Here is a 20303-nt window from a genome sequence, read left to right on the forward strand (position 1 = left end):
TGGAGAAACAGATATCTGACATCACCAGGAGGCGACGATGTCGGTGCAGTGGACAACGTTGGCAGCGGCCACTCGAGTCACGCCCGGGTCGACGGTGGATCTGATGAAGCACTTCGATCCCGGCCGCCGCGACGAGAAACTGGGAAAGGATGGCGGCATCGCTGCGCTCGCTGAGGCAGAAGCGGCGCTGCTGGATCTGCAGGACCGCTTCTTCGCCCAAGCCGATCGGTCGCTGCTGATTGTCCTTCAGGGCATCGATGCGGCCGGCAAAGACGGCACGATCAAGCACGTGATGAGCGGTCTGAACCCCGAGGGGGTCGATATACACAGCTTCAAAGCGCCCTCAGCGGGCGAGCAGGCCCACGACTATCTATGGCGCCACCAAGCCGCGCTGCCGGAACTGGGACGCATCGCGGTGTTCAACCGGTCCCACTATGAGAACGTGCTCATCACCCGCGTGCACCCGGAGTTGTTGTGGCCCCGCACCGCAGTGCTCGACTCAAAGGACCTCTGGCAGCGGCGGTATCGCGATGTCAACGAGTGGGAGCGCTACCTCACCGACAACGGGACGATCATCGTCAAGGTGTTCCTCAACCTGTCCAAGGGGGAACAGGAGCGCCGGTTCCTGGCACGCATCGAGGAGCCAGAGAAGAACTGGAAGTTCTCAGCTGACGATCTCCGGGAGCGCCGCTTCTGGGACCATTATCAGAAGGCGTTCGGCGACATGCTCAGCCACACCAGCACCGCCTGGGCGCCCTGGCATGTGATTCCGGCAGACCACAAGTGGTTCAGCCACTTGTCGACCTCCGCGGTGCTGCTGGAGACCCTGCGGGACCTCAACCCGCACTATCCCCAGGTCGATGCCGCCGTCAAAACCGAACTGGCGCAAGCAAAGAAGGAACTACTAGGCACCAACACCGGGAAGCGCGCGCAGCTGCCACCGCGACCGACGCCTGAAGAGATTGGGTGACCGCACCACCGACGCTCAGCCGGGGAATCGGACGGTGGTTCCTGGCGTGAGCGCGACGACGCGACCATGGCATTCCACGTCGACTCGGCCGGTGTCGCGCGGATCCACGCTGATGATCACACCCTTGCCGCTGACCCGAAGGTGCAGATGTAGGCCGCGATAGTGGATCGGAACTGCCAGCACGCCCAGTGTCTCCGGCCAGTGCGGGGACAGAATGATGCGGCCGGAACGGGTCTCCAGCCCGGTGAAGCACCGCTGCATCAGGTCGACGCTGCCAGCCATCGCTGCGAGGTGAATGCCCTCGGACGTGGTGCCACCCTGGATGTCGGAAATGTCGGACGTCAGAACCTGTTGGAAGAACTCCATGGCGCGATCACGATTCCCCCGGGCCAGCACCCAGCTGTGGACCACACCACTGAGCGTCGACCCGTGCGATGTGCGGGCGATGTAGTAGTCGACCGTCTTCGGGATCTGTTCGCGCGTGAAGCGGTAGCCGAGCCGGTCTAGTATCTCCCGCAACTCGTCTGACGACATGAGATAGAGCAGCATTAAGGCATCGGCCTGCTTGGACGCCTGGTAGCGATTGACGTCGTCGTCCTCGGCCTCCAAGATGCGGTCGAGGCGCTGGATGTTGCCGTATTTCTCGCGGTAGGCGTCCCAATCCAGCTCCTTGAGATCGCCGTAGCCTTCGAACTGACTGATGACATCCCCAACGGGCTCCGACCCGGTGCTCGGGGCAGAGTGGAACGGGACGAACATCCGGCGGCTCACCTGCTCCCAGTTCGCTAATTCGGCACTGTGCAGTCCCAGCGTCTCCCTCAGGTCGAGGCGGTTCGGCAGGGGTAGCAGATTCAGCGCGTCGAAGGCCCGCATGATCACCCACACCGCCATCACGTTGGTGTACGCGTTGTTGTCGATGCCGTCGTACGGCGCACTCGGATAGCCGGAGTGGAATTCGTCCGGCCCGATCACGCCCCGGATGCTGTAGCGGTCCCGCTCCTCGTCGTAGCTTGCTCTGCTGACGAAGAAGCGTGCGATCTCCGCCAGCATCTCCGCGCCGTAGTCGATCAGATACGCGAGATCGCCGGTGGCCTGGTAGAACTTCCACGCGTTGTAGGCAACGGCGATTCCGATGTGGTGCGCGCGAGCGCTCGAGTCGGGGTTCCACCGGCCGCTGCGCGGATTCAGGTGCAGCAGTGGGCTTTCCTCTCGCCCATCGCTGCCCGACTGCCACGGGAACATCGCGCCGGCATAACCGGCCGCCGCAGCGGCGTGCCTGGCCTCCGGCAGTCTCCGGTAGCGGTATCGCAACAGGGAACGGGTGATCATCGGTAGCCGCAGGTTGAGCACGGGGAAGATGAAAAGCTCGTCCCAGAAGATGTGGCCGCGATACGCCTCGCCGTGCAGTCCGCGCGCCGGCACCCCGACGTCGAGATCGGAACTGTTCGGCGACACCGTCTGCAGCAGATGCAGCAGATGCAGTCGCAGGATGCGCAATTCGCCGGTGAAGTCCTCGAACTCGATGGACAGCCGCTCCCACAGGTGCACCCACTCGGTCAGGTGCCCGTCGAGTAGGTCCGCGAACCGGCCGATCTGGCTCAGCCGGCGTTGGGCGGCGACGCTGGGTTCGGATGTCGCGACGTCGCGCCCCGTATAGAGGGTTACCACCTTCTCCACCGTCACCGACTCACCGATTGACAGCCGCACGGAGATGTCGTGGCCGATTTCTGCGTCCTCGTCGAATGGCTGATAGGCAGCCGGCACGGGCTCGCCGTCGCGCCAGACGGTGCTACGCGCCGCCATTGCGATGGGAATACGAGACTGGTTCGTCTGCATCGCCAAAAGCACCGAATTGCCTGAGATTTCGCGCTTCTCCAGCATTTCGAGATGAGCGTCGGCCAAGTCGCGATAACGCTCGACCAACGCGTTGCGGACATTGCCGTCCAGCGTCGAGCGAACCTCGATCACCCCTGACCAATTCTCGGCGACGATCGTCGTCGCGAGCGCACCAACGTGCGGCATGTGCATCGCGATGAACCGTTGTTGGGTCAGTGCGCTCGTGCGGCCTGCGTCATCGGTGAAACGGACCTCGCGCGTCAGAACCGCGCCGCGAAGATCCAGGGTCTGCCGGTAGGACAGCACCGTGACCGCGTCGATGTCGAACCAACTGCCGTCGTCGATCCGGAAGGTCAGCGCCAGCCAGTTGGGCAGGTTCACCAGACTCTCGTTGTCGATCGTCTCGCCCGAAATGTCGTCGACGAGACGGTTGTACACCCCTGCGGCATAGGTGCCCGGGTAGTGCACCTGCCCGGCTTTCGACTCGGGCGCAGCACCCCGGATGGCGAAATAGCCGTTCCCCACTGTGCACAACGCCTCCCGGAGCTTTTCGCTCTGCGGGTCATATCCCTCGAAGGTGAAGTCCCAGGCCTCGCCCGACGCGTGATTCTTGTAGGCCAGCCACCGAGACCCGCGCTCGATGAACGCACGCACCTGATCGGGACCGGCCAGGGTGAAATGAGCAGCGGTCTTGCGGTCGCCGTCCTCGTCGTGCCCCACGACGATCCCGATACCGTCGAATTGCACTGCATCGAAAGCATCTTCGTCGGTCATATCGTCGCCGATGTAGATCGGCAGCAGGGAATCGGACCCATCGATTCGGTCGAGGATCCAGGCCAGCGTGGTTCCTTTGTCCCAGTCGATGTCCGGGCGCAGCTCGACGAGCATGCGCCCGCTGGTGACCCGTAGATCATCGTGCTGTCCGAGCCGGTGCGTCGCGGCGACGATCTCGCCGACGTGTTCAGGGGCGACCTCGCGGTAATGCACCGCCACGGCGAAGCGCTTGTGCTCCACTCGTACACCGGGAATGTGCGCCAGGGTTGCGCGTAGCTCGTCGGCTGCGTTGCGCAGGGCGGCCACGGCCGCAGCGGCCGCCTCGTTCTGGTGGTACGTGCCGTCGGGTCCGATCAGCTCGAACCCATGGCTGCCGGCGTACCAGATGCCAGGTATGCCCACCCGGTCGCGGATGTCGGCGAGGTCGCGGCCGCTCAGGACCGCCACGGGGCACACCGCGGAGACGAGTTTCAGCGCCTCGGCCCCTCCCTCGACGAGCTCGGCCGCGGCGGGATCGGACACGATCGGGGCCAATGTTCCGTCGTAGTCGAGAAACAACACCGACTGTCGGGCATTGATGACACCGATGAGCTGACCGTAGGCTTCCAGCGCATTCGGGAGGTCGGAGATGCGCTTGTCCCCTGCCCGAACCGCGACGTCGGCAAGGTCTGCCAGCACGACATCGGCTCCGCACCGCACCAGCGTGTCGGGGTCCCCGGTTCCGTCGAGGCCGATAACAAGTGCGAATCCGCCATCGTGAGCCGCGGTCACCCCGGCGTCGGTGTCCTCCACGACGGCCGCACGTTGTGGACTGACCCCGAGGCGGCGTGTGGCGCCCTCCAGACTGTCGATGCAGACATCGAACAGATCATCTACCCCGGCTGCTTTCAACACGTCCTGAAAGCGCGGGTTGGACCCGTGGGCCGCCGTTGCGACGCCGCCGCCGCGCAGCTTGCGCGCCAGTTCGACCATCGCCCCGAACAGTCTCGGGTCATCGATCAACGCACCATCGAGGTCGAAGATCACCGCGTCGTGATAGCGGGGGTCGACAGTGACCGGCAACTTCACTGCTCAGCTCCTCAACAAATTGGCGATGGGCCGCAACGGAATTCGGCGGCGTTCATGACGAGTGCGCAAGCTGTTGCTCGAGCTGCAGCAACTGGCCGGTGGTCCTCACCACCGTGTCAGGATTGAGGCTGATCGAATCGATACCGAGGCGGACCAGGAACTCGGCCATGTCGGGATAGTCCGACGGCGCCTGACCACACAGACCCGAGTGGATACCGTTGCGGCGGCAGCCCTCCACGGCCAGGCGGATCATCTCCATGACTCCTTCGTCGCGTTCGTCGTAGTCGAACGCCACGATCTCGCTGTCTCGGTCGACACCGAGGGTGAGCTGAGTCAGATCGTTGGAACCGATGGAGAATCCGTCGAAGCGTTTGGCGAACTCGTCGATCAGGATCACGTTGTTGGGGATCTCGCACATCGCGTACACCTTGAGCCCGTTCTCGCCGCGGCGCAGACCGAGCTCGGCCATCGTCGCCAGAACCAGGTCCGCCTCGGCGACCCTGCGGACGAACGGCAGCATGAGCACGACGTTGGTCAGGCCCATCTCCTCGCGGACCCGCCGCATCGCGCGGCACTCCAGCGCGAAGCCCTCGGCATACGCGGGGTGGGCGTAACGCGAGGCGCCACGGAAACCCAGCATCGGATTACTTTCGGAGGGTTCGAAGCTCGCTCCGCCGACCAGGCTGGCGTACTCATTGGTCTTGAAGTCCGACATCCGCACCACGACGGGCTTCGGCCAGAAGGCGGCCGCAATCGTGCCGATCCCCTCGGAGAGGCGCTCGGAAAAGAAGGCAGCCCCGTCGGGATAACCCTGGATGAGCCGGTCGATGGTGCGGCGGGCCTCGGCGTCGTCGACCTTCTCCGGGTGCAGCAGGGCCATCGGGTGGACCCTGATGTATTCGCTGATGATGAATTCCATCCGCGCCAGTCCCACACCATCGTTGGGCAGGAAGGACGTCTTGAAGGCGAGGTCGGGGTTCCCCAGGTTGATCATGATCTCGGTGCGCGGCCGCGGCATGTCCCCCACTTCGGTGCTATCCACACGGAAGGCCAGCGCGCCGCGGTAAACGCGTCCCGAGTCACCCTCGGCGCACGACACCGTCACAACGGTGCCGTCGGGGACGGACGTGGTCGCGTCGCCTGCGCCCACCACGGCCGGGATACCGAGCTCCCGGGCGATGATCGAGGCGTGGCAGGTGCGTCCGCCCCGGTTGGTGACGATCGCGGCGGCGGTCTTCATCACCGGCTCCCAGTCGGGAGTGGTGGTGTCGGCGATCAGGACCTCGCCCGGCTGGAACTGCGCCAGATGCGTGACGTTCTCGATCCGCCTCGCGGTGCCCGACGCGATCCTCTCCCCAACAGAGCGGCCCTCGGCGAGGATCTCGCCCCGGCCCTCGAGCACGTAGCTCTCCAGCGCGGTCATGCTGCGCTGGGAGGCCACCGTCTCCGGCCGGGCCTGCACGATGTAGAGCTTTCCGTCCAGGCCGTCCTTGGCCCACTCCATGTCCATGGGGTGCCCGTAGTGCCCCTCGATCGTGCACGCATAGCCGGCCAGTTCCAGGACGTCTTCATCGGAGAGGCAGAATCGGGCGCGGTCGGCTTTGGGGGTGGGAATGTTGCGCGTGGTGTACTTCGTCTGCCCCTCGACGAAGATCATCTTCACCGCCTTGTCGCCAAGCAGTCGACGCAACACCGCGCGATGCCCGGCCAGGTAGGTCGGCTTGTGGACATAGAACTCGTCGGGGTCGACCGCGCCCTGAACCACGTTCTCGCCGAGACCGTATGCGCCAGTCACGAACACCACGTCGCGAAAGCCCGATTCGGTGTCCAGGGAGAACATCACCCCCGACGAGGCCAGGTCGGAGCGCACCATTTTCATCACGCCGATCGACAGCGAGACCTTGAACTGATCGAAACCCTGATCGAGGCGGTAGTGAATGGCGCGATCGGTGAACAAGCTCGCGAAACACCGGCGGCACGCATCGAGGAGGCTCTCTTCGCCCTTGACGTTGAGATAGGTGTCCTGCTGGCCGGCGAAGCTCGCGGTCGGCAGGTCCTCGGCGGTCGCCGACGACCGCACAGCCAGACTGACCTCGTCCCCGTACTCGTCTTGGAGCCTGCGGTAGGCCTCGACGATCTCGGTGGCCAGGTCATCGGGAAGCCCGGCGCCGTAGACGATCTCCCGGGCACGTTTGGCCTTGCGTGCCAGCGCGGTGACGTCGGTCGGGTCGAGATCGTCCAGTTCGGCATGCAGCGGTTCCCAGGCGCCGGCGGCATCCAGCATGTAGCGATACGCCTCGGCGGTGATGGCAAAACCGTTCGGGATGCGCACGCCCTGTCCGGCCAGCTTTTGGTACATCTCGCCCAGCGAGGCGTTCTTGCCGCCCACCAACGGCACATCGGCGATGCCGAACTCCTCGAAGAAGCGGACGTATTTGGGAATGCTCATGATCTATCCCTTCCCGACGCGCAAATGCGGTCGGATCCTGGCTCCCGCATGCAGTGGGGCCAAGATCCGCGAGTGCCGTTGCCCGACAACGCCTTTTCCACACCTGTCAACTTCGCACGGGGGGACACCCGCAGACAGGGCCGAAGGTCACCACATCGACACACGGCCGCAGGTCCCGGCGGAAAATGGCGTGGCGTATCTGCTGGTTCGCGTGCCGGGGGACGCCCCCAGCGGGGCTTGCGGTTGGTCGCTCTTTTAGCTGTTGCGCCGCACCGGGTTTCCGCGACGCTGTTCATGACAGACCACTCGGTGTTGAAGTGCTTCCGGACGAGGGTCGACGGGTGTCAGGCGTGACGACTTCTGCCGGTGGAGCCGTCCGCACTGCCCATGACTCGGTGACCTTGGACCCTTATCCATCCGGAATTGTGGGCGCAACATCGCCGGGATGATCACCTACGACCTGGACAAGGCGAGTTCCATCCTCACGGTGCACCCGGAGTCCTCGCTCGACAAGGACGACTTCGATCAGATGGCCAAGGCGATTGACCCCGAGATCGAGGCCCACGGCGATCTCGCCGGCCTGATCATCAATGCGCAGGCCTTCCCCGGTTGGGACAGCTTCGGCGCGATGGTGACCCACTTCCGCTTCATCCGCGACCATCAGAAGCACATCAAGAAGGTTGCGGTGGTCACCGACTCCCACATGGGGGATGCCGCCGAACATTTGGCGTCGCATTTCGTCTCAGCGGAGGTCAGGCATTTCCCCGCTGACCACGTCGAGCAGGCTCGACAGTGGATCTCCGACGGTCCATAAAGTGCTGTGCTGCAATGCCACTGGTGGATCAGTTTGGCGGACTCAGCTGGCCTAGGATGTGAGCCAGGCACCCCGTATGACCAAACTGACCGAGAATAACCCCAGCTCACCCGGCGGGTCTCTGACTCCTGAGCAGGCTCGCGCGGACGCCGCAGACCTGCGGGCCGCGATCGACGACCTCGCCGGTCTGGTGTCGGGAGGTCTCGGACTGCCCGAATTGCTCGCTGAGGTTGCGGCTTTTGCCGTTCACGCGATCCCGGGTGCTGAGGGAGCCGGGGTGACCTTGCTGCGGGTCGACCGGGAAGAGAATATGGTCCAGGCGCTGGCCGCGAGCGCGCCGTTCGTCGCCGAGATCGACGAGATTCAGTACGTGAGCCTGCAGGAAGGGCCCTGCATCACAGCGGCACGTGAACGGCGCACGGTACGGTCCGGGTCCTTGGGTGGGGAGGCCATGTGGCCGCGGTTCGGCCCACGGGTGGGCCGGCTCGGAGTGCACAGCGTGCTGTCACTGCCGCTATTACTGCGCGATCAGGTTGTCGGGGCGATCAACGTATACGCCCACGGCAAAGACGCCTTTGACGCGCACGCTGCCGAACTCGGCGAACTGTTCGCCAAGCCCGCCGCCGTGGCGGTGCACAACGCCCAGGTCCTCGCGCAGGCTAGGGCATTGTCCGCCCAGTTGCAGACCGCGCTGGCGACTCGACCGGTAATCGACCAGGCTATCGGCCTGATCCGCGGACGCACCGGGCGCAACGACGAGGAGGCCTTCGCACAGCTGCGGGCCATGAGCCAGTCCGAACACCGTAAGTTGACGGACGTGGCTCAACGCATGATCGACGAAGCCGTGCGCCGCGCCCGCGCCCGCAACAACCCGAGCTGAGGCCACATTCTCCTGCCGGCCCACGGCGAAATGTGCGCCTCGGTTGTCAGGACCAACGTGAAAATGTTTGTGAGCGAGGATATCTCGGCAATCTCGTTGCTCAGCCCTCCGAGTCGTGAAGCTTGTTCAACGTCCGGTCCGCGCTGCGAACGACGCTGCGCAGAAACTGGTATTGCGTCGTGACGAGCTCGTCGGCCAATTCGAGAGCGCCGTCGACGAGCGTCTCACGCAGCGGATGTACCGCCTCGGGAAGTGCCTTGTCGACGGTGTCGACGAACTTGCGGATGGCCGCGATCGCAGCCTGCTGTCCGGTTTTGACCGAGTCGAGCACCTCGTCCGACAGGTCTACTGCTCGGGGCAGCACATCCACGGTCTTCGCGGCGCCCTCGCTCGTCTTGCCGTTCTTGGTCGTTTCGGGGTGCTGAGTCATGGCGAAGCTCCTAAATACTGAACACAGACGGGTGCCGTCAGGTCGACCGGCCTGCTACGAATGGAACCCGGACACGGTGTCTCCGTGGTTTCCAATCCTCTTACTTCAGCATCCGCACTTGTGGTTTCGCCCGACAGGGTCTTTCGACCCCGGAAGCAGGGCGGCGCATGCTTGGCGGCGGCAAGTGGTGAGCGGTGAGCGGTGAAAAGGGATCTGTGAATACACGATTCGTGGCCGAGTCGGCCATCGGGCTTTGCGAACGCAAAGTCCACGCTGCTCGGCGTTCGCCTCAACCGTCGAGCCGATGCTTGTACGATGCACATCATTTGCAAGCGCGATAGAAAACCGGTCCGTGTCAGAACCAACGATTCAATTCCGCCGCCTCGCCGAGCAGGTTGCTGATCAACTTCGACGGCGAATTCTGTTGGGCGAGCTGGCCGACGGCAGCATCCTGCCCAAAGAGGACGAACTGCTGCGCGAGTTCCCGGTGAGCAAGCCGTCGCTGCGCGAGGCGATGCGGATCCTGGAGGCCGAGGGACTGCTGCGGGTGCGGCGCGGCAAGCTCGGCGGCGCGGTGGTGCGCCGCCCCAACGCCGCGAACGTCGCCTACACCATCGGACTGGTGCTCGGCTCGCAAGACGTGAGCCTGTCGGATGTAGGTGGGGCGCTGCGGCAGATGGAGCCGGCATGCGCAGCGTTGTGCGCCGAACGCGCCGACCGAGGACACATGGTCGTTCCGGCGCTGCGTGCACTGCACGCCGAGGCAGTCGAGGCCGCCGACGACTTCCAGAGCGCGATTTCGGCGAGCCGTCGCTTCCACGAAGCGCTGGTTGCCCTGTGCGGGAACCAGACCATGATCATGCTGGCCGGGGCGCTCGAGACGCTGTGGTCGGCACACGAGCAGGGCTGGTCGACGCGGGTGACCGACGACGGCATCGTGCCCATCGACGAGCGGCTGGCCGTCCTCGAGGAGCACCGGCAGGTGATCGACGCGATCGAGTCCGGCGATGCCCACAGGGCCCACGACCTCGCCGCCGCGCATCTGATCACCGCACAGCACTACCCCGGATCGGCGGGAATGGTCGACCCCGCGATGGTGCGGCACTGGGATCATTGACTCCGGTCCTTATTTTCATATGATTTGGTGATGGCTGATCCCGCCGTCGTGAGCAGCGCCGAAGCGGCGCACTACCGGGCCGCCGGCTGGTGGACGGACAGGACGCTGTCCGACTGCGTACGTCGCAACGCGGCGGGCTCCCCCGACAAGGCCGCCTACGTCGACTTCACCCCCGACTCTTCGGACCGGGCGCTGACCTGGTCGGAGTTCGACAACGCCGCCACCAACCTGGCCGTGCGGCTGCATCGTCTGGGCGTAGCCCCCGGTGACCGGGTGGCGGTCTGGCACGGCGACAGCATCGCCATCCACGTCCTGCTGGTGGCGATCGAGCGCTGCGGCGCGGTGAGCGTCGGCCTCGGCGCGCGCGCCGGGGTCCGCGAGGCCACGCAGATCATGCGGACCGCGCAGCCGTCACTTCTGGTCAGCGACGAGGGGCGTGCCGCGCAGGCCGCGCAGGCTGCCGCCGACGCATCGGTGCGGGCGGTGGTGATCGGGGCCGGCGACCTCACCATCGACACCGCTGCGGCTTCCATGACCGAGCTCTCGCAGGTCGGGCCGGACGACGCCTTCCTGATCAACTCCACCTCGGGAACCACCGGGCTGCCGAAATGTGTTGTGCACAACCAGAACCGGTGGCATTACTTTCATCAGAAGGCGGTCGCCAACGGCGAGCTGACCGCCGACGACGTCTTCCTGCCGGTCATCCCCACCCCGTTCGGATTCGGAATCTGGACCTCCCACACCACACCCATCTACCTCGGGGCGACGACCGTGCGCATCGAGCGGTTCGACGCCGCGGCGACATGCGCCGCCATCGAACGCCACCGAGCGACCGTATTATGCTGTGTAAGTACACAATTGATGATGATCCTGGCCAACGACGCCTCGCGCGAGCATGACCTGTCCAGTCTGCGGGTGGTGTTCACCGGCGGCGAACCGCTGCCATACACCCAGGCCGCGCGATTCGAGGAACTGACGGGCGTCACGATCCTGCAGTTCTACGGCTCCAACGAGACCGGCATGCTCAGCGCCACGACCGTCGACGACTCACTACACCATCGGCTGCGTACCGCCGGGCGCATCGTCCCCGAGATGCAGGTCCGCCTCTTCGACGGAGACGACGATGTCACGAAATCCGGTCGGGGCCAGCCTGCTTGCCGCGGACCTGCGCTGAGCCTCGGCTATCTGGGCGGCACCGATCACGACAAGCTGTACACAAGGGACGGCTGGATGCGGATGGGTGACATCTGCGACCTGGACGACGACGGCTACCTGGTGCTCGCCGGACGAACCTCGGATTTCATCCTGCGCGGCGGCAAGAACATCAGCGCGGTCGCGGTGGAGGAGGTCGTGGCCAGCCACCCCGCCATCGCCGTAGCCGCCGCCGTGGCGATGCCCGATCCCCTGTTCGGGGAGCGGGTGTGCGTGTTCGCCGAACTCAAGAACCCCGGTGACACGCTCGTGCTCAGCGAGCTCGTCGAGCACCTGCTGGCGCAAGGTGTCTCCAAAGAACTGCTGCCCGAACGGCTCGAGGTGCTCGACGAGTTGCCGCGGTCATCCGGCGGCAAGATCGCCAAAGGCCAACTCCGCGAAACCATTCGATCGATACTGGAGCAATCATGAGCACACCGGAAGTGCGCCGGGGCGGCCTGGGAGTATGGGCGCCCTCGACGATGCCGCCCATCGGCGTCGACCTCACCGACGAGCAGAAGATGGCGATCGCGTTTCGCCACCTCGCAGACATCGGGTTCGCGGAGAACATGGCCGGCCACATCACCTGGCAACCCGACGGGCACAGTGAGATGTTCGTCAACCCCTGGGGGCTGTGGTGGCAGGAGCTCACCGCATCCGACATCTGCGTCGTCGACGAGGACGCGCACGTGCTCCGCGGCCGCTGGGATGTCACTCCGGCCATCCACCTGCACACCGAGATCCACCGGCAGCGACCCGATGCCCGGGTGGTGATTCACAACCACCCGTACTACGTCAGTCTCATCGCCGCGCTGGGAATGCTGCCTGAACTCGTCCACCAGACCGGGGCGCTGTTCCTCGACGACATGTATCTGGTGGAGAAGTACGACGGCGAGATCGACGCTCCCTGGCGCGCAGCCGAACTCGCAGGCCAGATCGGATCGGCCAACCTGATCATCCTGGCCAACCACGGCGTGATCGCCACCGGTCATGATCTGGCCGCGGCGGTATACCGCGCGGTGTCCATCGAACGGGTATGCCGACTGGCCTACGACGTGCTGGTCAGCGGGCGCGAGCCGTCGAAGATGAATCGCGGCGACCTGGTCGGCATGCAGGCCTCGCTGATCGAACGTGCCGCCGACGTGTACTGGGCCGGCGCTGCGCGCATAACCATCAAGGCCGACCGCGGCGTGCTGGACTGAAAGGGACTCCTGTCATGGCTTCCATCGAGGATCTGCAGTCGAATCTGAGCTTCACCACCGCCAAGACCGGTGCCGAAAGGACCGTGACATTTCTGCCGGAACCGGAACGCGCCGAACGGTTTTACACGGTCATCTCGGTCGACGATCACATCGTCGAACCACCCGACACCTTCGAGGGCCGGGTGCCGAGCAAGTTCGCCGACCGGGCGCCGCGGGTGGTGGACACCGGGGACGGCGGCCAGACCTGGATGTACGACGGGAAGTCGCTGCCCAATGTCGGGTTCAATGCCGTGGTCGGCAGGCCGGTGTCGGAGTACGGCTTCGAGCCGGCCCGATTCGACGAAATGCGCCGCGGCGCTTGGGATATCCACGCCCGAGTCAAGGACATGGATGTCAACGGCGTGTACGCGTCGCTGAACTTTCCGTCCTTCCTGCCGGGCTTTGCCGGTCAACGGCTGCAGCAGGTGACCACCGATCGGGACCTGGCGATGGCGTCGGTGCGGGCCTGGAACGACTGGCACATCGACGCGTGGGCCGGGGCCTACCCCGACCGGATCATCCCCTGCCAGCTGCCCTGGCTGCTCGACCCCGACGTCGGCGCACAGATGATCTACGAGAACGCCGAACGGGGATTCCATGCGGTGACGTTCAGCGAGAATCCGGCGCTCCTGGGGCTGCCGACCATCCACTCGGGTTACTGGGAGCCCATGATGGCGGCCTGCGCGGAGACGGGCACTGTGCTGAACCTTCACATCGGCTCGTCGGGAACCTCACCGTCGACCACCGATGACGCCCCGCCCGACGTGCCCGGTGTGCTGTTCTTCGCCTATGCCATCAGCGCGGCGGTGGACTGGCTGTACTCGGGAGTGTGCACCCGGTACCCGGACCTTCGAATCTGCTTGTCGGAAGGCGGAATCGGCTGGGTGGCCGGCCTGCTGGACCGTCTCGACCACATGCTGAGCTACCACGAGATGTACGGGACGTGGAAGCGCCTCGGGGAAACGCTGACGCCGGCGGAGGTGTTCACCCGCAACTTCCGGTTCTGCGCGGTCGAGGATCAGTCGTCGTTCGTGCAGTACGACCGGATCGGCGCGGACAACATCATGCTCGAGGCGGACTACCCGCACTGCGACTCGACGTGGCCGCACACCCAGCGCACCATCCGCGAACAGATCAGCGGTCTGCCTGACGAGATCATCCGCAAAGTGACATGGGAGAACGCGTCGCGGCTCTACCAGCACCCGGTGCCGGTGGCCGTTCAGCAGGATCCGAACGCCTACTGATCAGCGCCGGTCGAGCCACTCCCCGATGGCGGCGACCGCATCGCGAAAGAAGATGCGGTACGGGCGGTCGGCGACGTAGCCGATGTGCGGGGTGGCGACGACGTTGTCAAGGGTGCGCAGCGGATGCGCCTGCGGCAGCGGCTCGGTGTCGAAGACGTCGAGCGCGGCCTTGATGGTGGTGGTCCGCAGCGCGTCGACCAGCGCCGCCTCGTCGACGATCGGGCCGCGAGAGGTGTTGACCAGCAAGGCTTTTGGCTTCATCTGCGCCAGCTCGGCCGCACCGACCAGACCGGTGGAACGCTCGCTGAGCTTCATGTGGATGGTCAGGACGTCGGACCTGCTGAACAGCTCGTCCTTGCCGACGTAGGTCGCCCCGGCCTCGGCGGCCGCCTCCGGGGTGAGATTCTCGCTCCAGGCGATGACGTCCATGCCGAACGCCTCACCGATGCGGGCGACGCGGGCACCGATGCGGCCCAACCCGAGGATGCCGAGGACCCGGCCGGACAGTTCGCGGCCCACCCCGGTCTGCCATCCGCCGTCGCGCACCGACCGCGCCTCGGTGACCAGATCCCGGGCGCCGGCCAAGATGAGCGCCCAGGTCAGTTCGACCGTCGAGGCTACGGTGCCGCCGGTGGTCCCGACATGGATGCCGTGATCCTCGGCGGCAGCCATGTCGATGGACGCGTTGAACGGGCCCGTCGAGGCGATCATCTTCAGATTCGGCAGGCGCTCGATGATGCTGCGCGGCAGGGGTGTTCGCTCCCTCATCACGAACACGACGTCGAAAGGCGCCAGGCGCGCGACGAGTTCATCAGGATCGGACACGTGATCGTTGAACACCGTGATGTCGGCATGGCCGGAGACCGGGGACCAATCGGTCATGGTCAACGCCACGTTCTGGTAGTCGTCGAGGACTGCCACGTGCGGCCGTCCGGTGTCACTGATCATGCCCGCAGGCTAACCCGATCGGCGCTAGAGTCAACGACCAGTGACCGGTCCGCCGTCGTGATCCGGCGCGGTTTCCGTCGCACAGCGCCGGTTATCGCGCCCAAGATGAGGGAATAGTCCACACACGAGAGGAGTTGAGCGGTCCATGACTGAGAACGCGGAATTGAGCCCCACTGATTGGGTGCGGGAGCAGACCGAACAGATTCTGAAGCAAGGCACCACCGACGGCGTCCACATCATGGACCGCCCGGTCGTCCTGTTCACGACCACCGGTGCCAAGTCCGGCAAGAAGCGCTACGTGCCGCTCATGCGCGTCGAGGAGAACGGCAAGTATGCGATGGTCGCCTCCAAGGGCGGTGACCCGGCGCATCCGTCATGGTATTTCAACGTCAAGGCCAATCCGACGGTGACCGCCCAGGATGGCGACACGACCGTGACGCTGACCGCCCGCGAGGTCTCCGGCGAGGAGCGCGAGCACTGGTGGCAGCTGGCCGTCGAGGCCTACCCGCCCTACGCCGAATACCAGACCAAGACCGAACGTCTGATTCCGGTTTTCGTACTGGAGTAGCACTAGCATTCAGCCTGTGTCGGGGCAGATGTCCCGCCAGGAGTTCGTCCGGCGGGCAGTGGGTGGGCTGGCGGTCACTGCCGTACTGAGCGCGTGCCGTACCGTCACACCCCGCGCGGTCTCGGGTCCAGGCCCGTCGGACTGGGCAGGTCTTCGCGGCCGCCTCGACGGCACGCTGTGGCTGCCCTCCGACCCGCAGTATGCGGCGGCCAAAAGCACCTTCAATTCACGCTTCGACGCATCCGCGCCTGCCGCGGTGCTGGCGGCAGCCTCCGTCGCGGATGTGCAGAAAGCCGTCGAATTCGCCTCCAGTCACCACATCGGGGTGAGTGTGCGCAGCGGCGGGCACTCCTACATCGGTGCGTCGTCGCTCAATGCCACTCTGGTGATCGACCTACGGCGGCTGCCCGGTGGCATCGACGCCGGCACCGACACGATGACGGTGTCGCCCGCCACTGACCTGGACTCCGTCCAGACCGCACTCGCGTCTAGGAGCCGGTCGATTCCGTCCGGCAGCTGCCCGACGGTCGCCATCGCGGGACTGACGCTGGGTGGTGGTCTGGGTCCGGACGCCCGCCTTCACGGGCTGACCTGCGACGCGCTGGTGTCGGCGACGTTGGTATTGCCCAGCGGCGACATGCTCTCGGCGTCCGCTGACGATCATCCCGACGTGTTCTGGGCGCTGCGTGGTGGCGGGGGCGGCAGTCTCGGCGTGGTGACGTCGATGACGTTTCGCACCTTCCCCGTCACCGACCGCGACGTGGTCACCGTCGCATTCCCGACGGACGCAGCCGCTGCCGTCATCGCCGGTTGGCAACAGTGGCAGCAGGCGGCTGATCGGGACATCTGGGGCATGGTCAACATCACCGTCGGGGACGGCCCTGGCCGCTGCACGGTCATCCTGGCGACTCCGCCGGGCAGCGGGCCTGCGGTCGCCGGCGACATGCTTGCCACGGCCGGGTTGTCGGCGTCGTCGACCCGAACCAGAACACTCGACCGGATGGACTTCGTGCACTACTTCGAAGGCGGCGACGCCGCCCGGGCGCCCCGCGCGTTTGTCGCGGGCTCCGACATCATCGGCGAAATGACCACGTCGGCAGCGGAATCCATCGTCACCGCGATGGCGGCGTGGCCGGCCGGCGCGGGTTCGGCGACGGCGGTGGTGGAGTCGCTTTCCGGCGCGGTCGGCGACGTCGATCCGGCGGCAAGCGCCTTCCCGTGGCGTCGGCAGGCAGCATGCGTTCAGTGGTACACCGAGGCAAGCTCCGAGGCAGCAACTGGCTGGCTCACCGCGACGCACCAGGCGCTGGGGCCGGCGTCGGTGGGCGGCTACATCAACTACCCCGGGAGCGGCGAACCGCTTGCACGGTACCTCGGCCCGAATGTGCAGCGATTCAACGCCATCTGCCGCACATACGACCCGGTCGGAGTGATGCTGTCCGGTATCGGCGGATGACGCGAGCCGACTACGGCGCCGGGCTCACCACGACGTTGACCGCGGTCACACCGGAATCGGAGGCGACCACCAATTGTGCGGCGTTGACAGCCGAGACGACGTGGCCGCCGGTGACAGTCACCTGGTAGCCGTTCGAGAACTCCACTCCTGGTACCGAAATCGTCGTCAGGGATCCATCGGCGAACGTTCCGGAACCGTCGACCTTCGCGGTGGAATAGCCAAACGTGAAGGTTCCGTTGCTGAACGACCAGGACATCGGCGTGCCCGACACCATCTGCGGGTAGGGCGACGCCAAGGTCAGCAGATTACCGGTGTTCACGTTGTCGCCAACCGGCGGCTTGGTCGGGTCGTACACCAGACCCTCGACATCCGGCGACCCGGTGATGTCACCGACGCCGGTGTACGCCCATTCGGCCCAACTCATGAGGTACCGGTCGCCGGACTTCATCTCCTTGGTGAGCGTGACGACGTCGCTGGTGGCGCCGAACTCGTTCATCATCACCGGAACGTTATGCCGCTTGGAGTAGTTCTCCGCCTGTACCGCAAGCGTATTGGCGATCTTGGTGCAAAGCGCACCCCCGATGGGGCCGCAGTAGTTGTGGAACGCCAGGACGTAGTTCGGGTCAACGACGCGGCCGAGCAGTGCAACGGGGACGCCGAGCAGGGTCGGGACTTCGGTGACCGCGGGGTTAGGCGGTTCCAGATAGAGCGGTGTGGTGCCGTCGACCGAGCGGATGGCGGCAGCGACCTGGTTGTACATCGGCGTCAGTTGTTGCGTGACGAAGAACGAGCCGCCGAGCAGCGCGACCGGATAGTTCGAGCCCGGGAACGGTTCGTTCATGATGTCGTAGCCGATGACCGCGGAATTACCCGCGAAATAGCTGGCGACGTGCTGCCAGGTCAGCGCGTAATTATCCAGCAGCCCAATGTTATTCGGCGCATCGGCGTTGCCCCAGAACGCATCCCAGGCGTGCCCGAGGGCACCGTTGACGTAGTAGTTGCCGGGGAACCCGGAGTTCTGGTTGGGCCGTCCGCCACCGTCGGATGCCCATTCGGGCGCACCCTCGCCGTAGAAGGTGCCGCTGTAGAGGTCTTGGTGCATGTCGATGACGGTGTAGATGCCGTGGTCGGCCAGCATCTGCACCGTGGCTTTGATCGAGTCGAGGTAGGCGGTGTTGATCACTCCCGGCTGCGGCTCCACGCCGGCCCAGATCACGCCCAGCCGCACGACATTGAATCCGTTGTCGGCCAGGAACTGTGCGTCCTGCGCATTGAAGCCGCTGGCCGACGGTTCGTACGGCGCCAGTTTGTAGACCTCGTTGACACCGTGCAAGATGACGGCCTGTCCGGCACTGTTGGTGAGCCAGGTACCGATCTGCGACAGCGGCGGTACCGATCCGGTTGCGGGCGCGGCTGCGGCTTGCGCACCCGAGTTGCCCACGGCGCCATGGTTTCCGAGCCAACCAGCCGAGCCGCCGGCGCCACCGAGCGCCGGTAGACCCACGGAGGCTCCGCCCACACCGCTCTTACCCGCGTTGCCACCGCCTCCGCCGCTGCCGAGGAACGTTGCGCAGTTGCCGCCGTTACCGCCTCGTCCGCCGTCGGTGCCGTCACCGCCGGCGCCGCCGTGCCCGCCGACGCCGAAGATCAGGCCGGTTGCGTCGCCGCCGGCACCCCCGCGTCCTCCGACGGCGCCGATGACAGCGGCGCCCGCATTACCGCCTGCCCCGCCGATTCCCATCAGCTGCCCGCCGGCACCGCCCGCACCGCCATCAGCCCCCGCCCCACCGCCTCCGCCGGCTCCGCCATCGCCCACTGCCCCGGCTCGGCCACCTGCACCGCCCGACACCCCGGCCTCGGTGCTGTTCCAGCCGGCGCCGCCGTCGCCGAGAAGCCACCCGCCGGCGCCGCCGTTGTGGTTGGCCTCGGTGCCGTCAACGCCGTTGCCGATCACATAAGACCCGGCAGCGGAGTTGATGAAGTCGTCGACCTGCCGCCCGATCTCACTGGCGATCCACGCCTGCACGACAAGGTGAAGCGGGGTGTAGACCAGCTGCTGGAATACCGCCGTCAGGTTCGGCGGCGCCGAAATATGCGCTACCGCCGCGGCATTCGTCGCAGTGGTGGCGGCTGCGATCGGCTCCGCGGCTGCGCTCCTCGCGGACCTGCTTTGGGTGGATGAGGTTTCCACCGTCCCAACCACGGTGGCCAGGGCGAGTTCACCGGCGTTGACCGGCTCCATGGGATCAGCTGCGGCGGCCCGGGCGGTCGCTTTCACCGTCGTCGACATCACCGCCGTCGACGTCACCTTCTGCGTCGGAGCCGGCCGTTTGAGCACCGAATTGGCGCCTGCCTTGCTTGCTCGCGGAGCGCTCGGACCGGCCGCATGGCCACGCGCAGAGGAGGCCGCCGGGCGGGCGCTGCCGGAGCCGTCAGAGTCTGCCCATGCGACCGCTGTCGACGAGGCCAGTGCCGCACCGATACCCAGCGCGACCGCCAGACCACCGACTCGACCGATATGAGCAGACGCTTTCATGCATCTGTGTATACGGGACCTGGCGCAGCAGTGGAGTCAATTTGCCGCCACCGTCTCATTCCGCGGCGTTCAGCAACCGCTCCGCGAAGTCGGCGGGCCGGACGAACGGAGACATGTGAGCCCACGCGTCCACGGTCTGCAGGCGGGCATCGGGCAGGTCAGCCGCCAGTGTGGACATCACTTCGGGGGTGCACCCGAGATCCTGGCGCCCGCAGAGCAGGGTCGCCGGCGACCGAATCTGCGCAAGCTCCGCGCCGCGGTCGTAGGTTGCCAGCGCTTCCAGTGTGGTCGCGTAGGCCGACGATGACACCGCTGCCAGGCGCCGGCGGACGTCCTGGATCACCGGGCCCTCATCGGCGATCTCGGCTGCGGTGAACCAGCGCGTGATGGTTGCCTCGACGTCGAGCGGCGCTCCTGCGCGCAGTGCTCGTGCCGCTTCGTGAAATTCGGCCACCGGGATATCGCGCGTGCACACCAGGATCAATCGGCGAACACGGTGCGGCGCAAGCAAAGCCATTTCCATGGCCACCTGGCCGCCTAGGGAATGCCCGACGACGATCAGCGGGCCGTCAGGCTCCCCGTCCAGGACCGCGGCGGCGAGGCGCTGCTGGAGGAGACCGCCGGCCTGCGGTCGGTTGAGGTCGGCGGCAACCGAATCGGCAGGCAGGTGGACGCGGACCGCATCCCAGATGCTGGGGTCAAGCGGTGTGCCGTGGAGAAGCATCCATCGTGCTGCGGGTGTCGGCATAAGTCCTCGACGTGATACCGGAGTAGAGCGTTT

15 protein-coding genes are annotated in these 20303 nt (G+C 65.8%); 9 read left to right on the top strand and 6 right to left on the bottom strand.

Annotated elements, in window-relative coordinates:
- The first annotated feature begins 37 nt into the window (after positions 1-37).
- Entirely contained in the window at positions 38-970 is a 933-nt protein-coding gene (locus Y900_RS04890) for a PPK2 family polyphosphate kinase (protein ID WP_081844987.1), read from the top strand.
- Positions 971-985: 15 nt separating this feature from the next.
- On the opposite strand, the gene otsB is transcribed toward Y900_RS04890, so the two are convergent.
- Positions 986-4648 carry a trehalose-phosphatase gene (gene otsB / locus Y900_RS04895; protein WP_036339643.1) on the bottom strand — a complete coding sequence of 1221 codons (3663 nt, stop codon included), beginning with the start codon at positions 4646-4648 and terminating at the stop codon, positions 986-988.
- Between the two features lie 52 nt (positions 4649-4700).
- Positions 4701-7097 (bottom strand): phosphoenolpyruvate synthase, encoded by a 2397-nt coding sequence (gene ppsA, locus Y900_RS04900; protein ID WP_036339646.1) that lies wholly within the window; start codon positions 7095-7097, stop codon positions 4701-4703.
- Between the two features lie 445 nt (positions 7098-7542).
- On the opposite strand from ppsA, the gene Y900_RS04905 reads away from it, so the two are divergent.
- Together Y900_RS04905 and Y900_RS04910 are read left to right on the top strand one after the other, a co-directional pair.
- Positions 7543-7911, top strand: coding sequence for a SpoIIAA family protein (locus tag Y900_RS04905; protein ID WP_036339649.1), 369 nt, complete (start codon positions 7543-7545; stop codon positions 7909-7911).
- A 76-nt stretch (positions 7912-7987) separates the two neighbouring features.
- On the top strand, positions 7988-8791 hold the full coding sequence (locus Y900_RS04910; protein ID WP_051659888.1) for a GAF and ANTAR domain-containing protein: 804 nt from the start codon (positions 7988-7990) through the stop codon (positions 8789-8791).
- A 100-nt stretch (positions 8792-8891) separates the two neighbouring features.
- Here the strand turns inward: Y900_RS04910 and Y900_RS04915 are convergent, their stop codons facing one another.
- Positions 8892-9221: a hypothetical protein gene (locus tag Y900_RS04915; RefSeq protein WP_036339652.1), complete on the bottom strand. Its 330-nt coding sequence runs from the start codon at positions 9219-9221 to the stop codon at positions 8892-8894.
- A 352-nt stretch (positions 9222-9573) separates the two neighbouring features.
- On the opposite strand from Y900_RS04915, the gene Y900_RS04920 reads away from it, so the two are divergent.
- From Y900_RS04920 to Y900_RS04935, 4 genes are read left to right on the top strand one after another with little or no spacing between them, the layout of a single operon-like run.
- Positions 9574-10338 carry a FadR/GntR family transcriptional regulator gene (locus tag Y900_RS04920; RefSeq protein ID WP_051659889.1) on the top strand — a complete coding sequence of 255 codons (765 nt, stop codon included), beginning with the start codon at positions 9574-9576 and terminating at the stop codon, positions 10336-10338.
- Between the two features lie 30 nt (positions 10339-10368).
- Positions 10369-11961, top strand: coding sequence for a class I adenylate-forming enzyme family protein (locus tag Y900_RS04925; RefSeq protein WP_036339655.1), 1593 nt, complete (start codon positions 10369-10371; stop codon positions 11959-11961).
- Complete coding sequence (locus tag Y900_RS04930; protein WP_036339658.1) at positions 11958-12731, top strand: class II aldolase/adducin family protein; 774 nt, start codon at positions 11958-11960, stop codon at positions 12729-12731. The genes Y900_RS04925 and Y900_RS04930 overlap by 4 nt, the downstream gene beginning before the upstream one ends.
- Before the next feature lie 14 nt (positions 12732-12745).
- Positions 12746-14014, top strand: coding sequence for an amidohydrolase family protein (locus tag Y900_RS04935; RefSeq protein WP_036339661.1), 1269 nt, complete (start codon positions 12746-12748; stop codon positions 14012-14014).
- Here the strand turns inward: Y900_RS04935 and Y900_RS04940 are convergent, their stop codons facing one another.
- Positions 14015-14962, bottom strand: coding sequence for a D-2-hydroxyacid dehydrogenase family protein (locus Y900_RS04940; RefSeq protein ID WP_036339665.1), 948 nt, complete (start codon positions 14960-14962; stop codon positions 14015-14017).
- Positions 14963-15107: 145 nt separating this feature from the next.
- On the opposite strand from Y900_RS04940, the gene Y900_RS04945 reads away from it, so the two are divergent.
- Complete coding sequence (locus Y900_RS04945; protein WP_036339668.1) at positions 15108-15530, top strand: nitroreductase family deazaflavin-dependent oxidoreductase; 423 nt, start codon at positions 15108-15110, stop codon at positions 15528-15530.
- Positions 15531-15546: 16 nt separating this feature from the next.
- A complete protein-coding gene (locus Y900_RS04950; RefSeq protein WP_036339671.1) occupies positions 15547-16986 on the top strand; it encodes an FAD-binding oxidoreductase in 1440 nt (479 codons plus the stop codon).
- Positions 16987-16996: 10 nt separating this feature from the next.
- Here the strand turns inward: Y900_RS04950 and Y900_RS04955 are convergent, their stop codons facing one another.
- Positions 16997-19522, bottom strand: coding sequence for a cellulase family glycosylhydrolase (locus Y900_RS04955; RefSeq protein WP_051659890.1), 2526 nt, complete (start codon positions 19520-19522; stop codon positions 16997-16999).
- Positions 19523-19577: 55 nt separating this feature from the next.
- Entirely contained in the window at positions 19578-20270 is a 693-nt protein-coding gene (locus Y900_RS04960; RefSeq protein WP_081844988.1) for an alpha/beta fold hydrolase, read from the bottom strand.
- Positions 20271-20303 lie beyond the last annotated feature (33 nt).

The sequence above is a fragment of the Mycolicibacterium aromaticivorans JS19b1 = JCM 16368 genome (assembly GCF_000559085.1).
GTDB lineage: Bacteria > Actinomycetota > Actinomycetes > Mycobacteriales > Mycobacteriaceae > Mycobacterium > Mycobacterium aromaticivorans.

Excerpts from the sequence above, each read along its gene's own strand:
- Y900_RS04890 (WP_081844987.1), top strand. The coding sequence starts at position 38 with ATGTCGGTGCAGTGGACAACGTTGGCAGCGGCCACTCGAGTCACGCCC.
- ppsA (WP_036339646.1), bottom strand. The coding sequence starts at position 7,097 with ATGAGCATTCCCAAATACGTCCGCTTCTTCGAGGAGTTCGGCATCGCC.
- Y900_RS04905 (WP_036339649.1), top strand. The coding sequence starts at position 7,543 with ATGATCACCTACGACCTGGACAAGGCGAGTTCCATCCTCACGGTGCAC.
- Y900_RS04910 (WP_051659888.1), top strand. The coding sequence starts at position 7,988 with ATGACCAAACTGACCGAGAATAACCCCAGCTCACCCGGCGGGTCTCTG.
- Y900_RS04915 (WP_036339652.1), bottom strand. The coding sequence starts at position 9,221 with ATGACTCAGCACCCCGAAACGACCAAGAACGGCAAGACGAGCGAGGGC.
- Y900_RS04925 (WP_036339655.1), top strand. The coding sequence starts at position 10,369 with ATGGCTGATCCCGCCGTCGTGAGCAGCGCCGAAGCGGCGCACTACCGG.
- Y900_RS04930 (WP_036339658.1), top strand. The coding sequence starts at position 11,958 with ATGAGCACACCGGAAGTGCGCCGGGGCGGCCTGGGAGTATGGGCGCCC.
- Y900_RS04935 (WP_036339661.1), top strand. The coding sequence starts at position 12,746 with ATGGCTTCCATCGAGGATCTGCAGTCGAATCTGAGCTTCACCACCGCC.
- Y900_RS04940 (WP_036339665.1), bottom strand. The coding sequence starts at position 14,962 with ATGATCAGTGACACCGGACGGCCGCACGTGGCAGTCCTCGACGACTAC.
- Y900_RS04945 (WP_036339668.1), top strand. The coding sequence starts at position 15,108 with ATGACTGAGAACGCGGAATTGAGCCCCACTGATTGGGTGCGGGAGCAG.
- Y900_RS04955 (WP_051659890.1), bottom strand. The coding sequence starts at position 19,522 with ATGAAAGCGTCTGCTCATATCGGTCGAGTCGGTGGTCTGGCGGTCGCG.
- Y900_RS04960 (WP_081844988.1), bottom strand. The coding sequence starts at position 20,270 with ATGCCGACACCCGCAGCACGATGGATGCTTCTCCACGGCACACCGCTT.